Here is a 3,754-nt window from a genome sequence, read left to right as displayed (position 1 = left end):
GCCCGCGGCGATCCGCCGCATCCCCCGTTCAAGCGCGAATGCGGGCCGTGGGTTCCGCCGGTTCGGGCTTATGCGCTCGAAGCTTGCGATACCATCGCAATACCGCTATATCCGCCGAGCTTTCTCTTACATCGCAAGGTGCAAGGGGCCGCGGGAACCTCTTCCGCGGCGGCAACAAACGCATGCCTGGTAGGTCCGCTTGAACGATATCGATGCCCTTATCCGCCTGATCGCACCCGAGGCCGACGCACTCGGCTTCGCGCTGGTGCGCGTGCGGCTGTATGGCAAGGATGACGAGCGGACGTTGCAGGTGATGGCGGAGCGGCCCGATACGCGCCAGCTGACGATCGACGATTGCGCGAACCTGTCGCGCCGCCTGTCGGACAAGCTGGATGCGCTGGAAGAAGCGGGGCAGGATCCGATCGACGGCGCATACCGGCTGGAGGTGTCGTCGCCCGGCATCGACCGTCCGTTGACGCGCCGGCAGGACTTCGCCGACTGGACCGGGCATGAGGCGCGGATCGTGCTGACCGAGGCGATCGACGGGCAGAAGCAGTTCAAGGGCGAGCTGGAAGGGATCGACGGCGACGACCTGATCGCGATCCGTCACCCGCGCACCCAGGACATCGCACAGGTGCCGTTCGCGCTGATCGCGGATGCCAAGCTGGTGCTGACCGACAAACTGATCGCCGCCACCGTGCCGCTATCGATGGACGGCGCCGACGAAGAGATTTTGGACACGTCCGCCACTGCGGATGAAGAAGAGGATATCCACTGATGGCCACCGGCGTCACCGCCAACCGCGCTGAGCTGATCGCGATCGCCAATTCGGTCGCGTCGGAAAAGATGATCGACAAGGGCATCGTCATCGAGGCGATGGAGGATGCGATCCAACGCGCCGCGCGGACCCGCTACGGCCAGGAAATGGACATTCGCGCCAAGCTGGACCCGAACAACGGCGACCTGCGGCTGTGGCGCGTCGTCGAGGTGGTCGAGCTGGTCGACGACATCTACAAGCAGGTCGACGTGAAGGGCGCGCAAAAGCTGCAGCCGGGCGCCACGGTCGGCGACTATCTGGTCGATCCGCTGCCCCCGATCGAATTCGGCCGCATCCAGGCACAGGCCGCCAAGCAGACGATTTTCCAAAAGGTTCGCGATGCCGAGCGCGAGCGTCAGTATGAAGAGTTCAAGGATCGCGCGGGCGAGATCATCACCGGCGTCGTCAAGCGCGTCGAATTCGGCCATATCGTCGTCGATCTGGGCCGCGCGGAAGGCGTCATCCGGCGCGACCAGCAGATCCCGCGCGAAGTGGTGCGCGTCAACGATCGCATCCGCAGCCTGATCCTGAAGGTGGTGCGCGAGAATCGCGGGCCGCAAATCTTCCTGAGCCGCGCGCATCCCGACTTCATGAAGAAGCTGTTCGCGCAGGAAGTGCCCGAGATCTACGACGGCATCATCGAGATCAAGGCCGCCGCGCGCGATCCGGGCAGCCGCGCGAAGATCGGCGTCATCAGCCATGATTCGTCGATCGACCCGGTCGGCGCGTGCGTCGGCATGAAGGGCAGCCGCGTTCAGGCGGTGGTGCAGGAAATGCAGGGCGAGAAGATCGACATCATCCCCTGGTCGCCCGACACCGCCACCTTCGTCGTCAACGCCCTGCAGCCGGCGAACGTCGCGCGCGTGGTGATCGACGAGGAAGAGGACCGGATCGAGGTGGTCGTCCCTGACGATCAGCTGAGCCTGGCGATCGGCCGTCGCGGGCAGAATGTGCGGCTCGCCTCGCAACTGACCGCCAAGGCGATCGACATCCTGACCGAAACCGACGCCAGCGAGAAGCGCCAGCAGGAGTTCGTCAAGAATTCCGAGACGTTCCAGAACGAACTGGATGTCGACGAGACGCTGGCGCAATTGCTGGTGGCCGAGGGCTTCGGAGCGCTGGAAGAAGTCGCCTATGTCGAGCTGGACGAGCTGGCGGGCATCGAAGGCTTTGACGAGGATCTGGCGCAGGAGCTGCAGAGCCGTGCGCAGGAAGCACTCGACCGTCGCGAGCAGGCCAATCGCGAGGAGCGTCAGGCACTGGGCGTCGACGACGCGCTGGCCGAACTGCCCTATCTGACCGAGGCGATGCTGGTCACGCTCGGCAAGGCGGGGATCAAGACGCTCGACGATCTGGCGGATCTCGCCACCGACGAGCTGATCGAGAAGAAGCGCGCCGAGCCGCGCCGTCGCAACGACGACAATACGCGCCGCAACGAGGGCCGCGAGCAGCGCGGCGGCGTGCTGGGCGAATATGGCCTGAGCGAGGAACAGGGCAACGAGATCATCATGGCCGCGCGTGCGCATTGGTTCGATGATGGCGATGCCACCCAGACGACCGAGGAGTCGGAGGAAGCCTGATGCCGTTCGTATCGATCCGGATGGCCGGCACGGCAAGCGTCGAGCAGAAGGCGGGGATCGTGGCAGACGTCACGGCCTCGCTGGTATCGCGGCTGGGGAAGAACCCGGCCGCGGTGCAGGTCGTGATCGAGGAAGTCAGCCCGGAGAATTACGGCGCCGGCGGCGTGCTGATCGCGCACCGCGACGCGCCCAAACCGAGGGAGGACGCGCATGCGGTTCCCTCGCAATGAGACGGTAGCGCTCCACCACGTCCATCGCCACAGCGATACGTCGACCGTTTGTCATGCCGGGCCCGTCCCGGCATCCAGCGCATCGTACGCTCTTCGATCGCATTCCGCTCGTAGCGGCGCGGCCATTTCCCGATCCGCGTCTGCTGGCGGTGGCGGCGTCCATCGTCTCCGCCACCTCCTGCCAGACGAACCCGTGGACCGTGTACGGCAGCGTGCGACGCCCCTAATACCGGACAAGCCCGGCCTCACGGAGGCGCGCAGTGACTGACACGACGCGCTCCTGCATCCTTACCCGCGACCGGGCGTCCCCGGCGGCACTGATCCGGCTGGCGCTGGCGCCGGACGGACGGGTGCTGCCCGATGTGCGCGGCAAGGCGCCGGGGCGTGGCGCCTGGATCGGCGTGACGCGGGACGTGCTCGAACAGGCAATCGCGAAGGGCAAGCTGCGCGGCGCGCTGGCGCGCGCGTTCAAGACGGGCGCGATGACCATTCCGGACGATCTGCCCGCGCTGGTCGCGGCCGCGCTGGAGCGCAATGCCCTCGATCGCCTTGGCCTCGAATCGCGCGCCGGCACGGTGCTGACGGGGTCGGAACGGATCGAAACCGCCGCGCGCGCGGGCAAGCTGCACGCGCTATATCATGCCGCCGACGCCAGCGACGACGGCGCGCGCAAGCTGGCGCAGGCATGGCGCGTCGGCAGCGAACGTGAGGGAAGTTCGTTGAGGGGCTTGGCGTTGCCGGTCGGTCGCCCCATATTGTCGTTGGCGCTGGGCCGCGAGAATGTGGTACATATCGGCGTCATCGACCGCGCTGCTGCTGGTCGGCTGGGTGAAGCGCTCGGCCGCTGGCTGCACTTTATCGGCCCTGATCCTACACCCGCACCTTGCGCTACGGCCGCGCAAGGCGCATCGGCGCCCGGTCATCCCCGGGCGAGGCCGACGGTCATCGGGGCCGTGACGACAGACGAGGAATGTGAGTGAGCGAGACCGACAACGATAAGCCGAAACTCGGAATGCGTACGCCCTTGGGTTTGAAGCGTACGGTCGAGACCGGCAAGGTGAAGCAGAGCTTTAGCCACGGCCGTAGCAATACGGTGGTGGTCGAGGTGAAGCGTCGCCGCGTGCTCG

General features: G+C 66.3%; 5 protein-coding genes. All 5 read left to right on the top strand.

Annotated features, from left to right (window positions below):
* Positions 1 to 199: 199 nt before the first annotated feature.
* Positions 200 to 778, top strand: coding sequence for a ribosome maturation protein RimP (gene rimP, locus ACFDSW_RS15855; protein ID WP_375251231.1), 579 nt, complete (start codon positions 200 to 202; stop codon positions 776 to 778).
* Positions 778 to 2,397: a transcription termination factor NusA gene (gene nusA / locus ACFDSW_RS15850; RefSeq protein ID WP_375251230.1), complete on the top strand. Its 1,620-nt coding sequence runs from the start codon at positions 778 to 780 to the stop codon at positions 2,395 to 2,397. The genes rimP and nusA overlap by 1 nt, the downstream gene beginning before the upstream one ends.
* Complete coding sequence (locus ACFDSW_RS15845) at positions 2,397 to 2,627, top strand: 4-oxalocrotonate tautomerase family protein (protein ID WP_375251229.1); 231 nt, start codon at positions 2,397 to 2,399, stop codon at positions 2,625 to 2,627. The genes nusA and ACFDSW_RS15845 overlap by 1 nt, the downstream gene beginning before the upstream one ends.
* A 260-nt stretch (positions 2,628 to 2,887) precedes the next feature.
* Entirely contained in the window at positions 2,888 to 3,607 is a 720-nt protein-coding gene (locus tag ACFDSW_RS15840; protein WP_375251228.1) for a DUF448 domain-containing protein, read from the top strand.
* Positions 3,608 to 3,639: 32 nt separating this feature from the next.
* Positions 3,640 to 3,754: translation initiation factor IF-2 associated domain-containing protein (locus tag ACFDSW_RS15835; protein ID WP_375251232.1), on the top strand; the 115-nt coding region annotated here is incomplete at its 3' end.

This window comes from Sphingomonas sp. (assembly GCF_042091075.1).
Classification (GTDB): domain Bacteria; phylum Pseudomonadota; class Alphaproteobacteria; order Sphingomonadales; family Sphingomonadaceae; genus Sphingomonas.
Note: the sequence above shows the minus strand (reverse complement) of the source record. Positions and strands in the feature narration are given on the sequence as shown.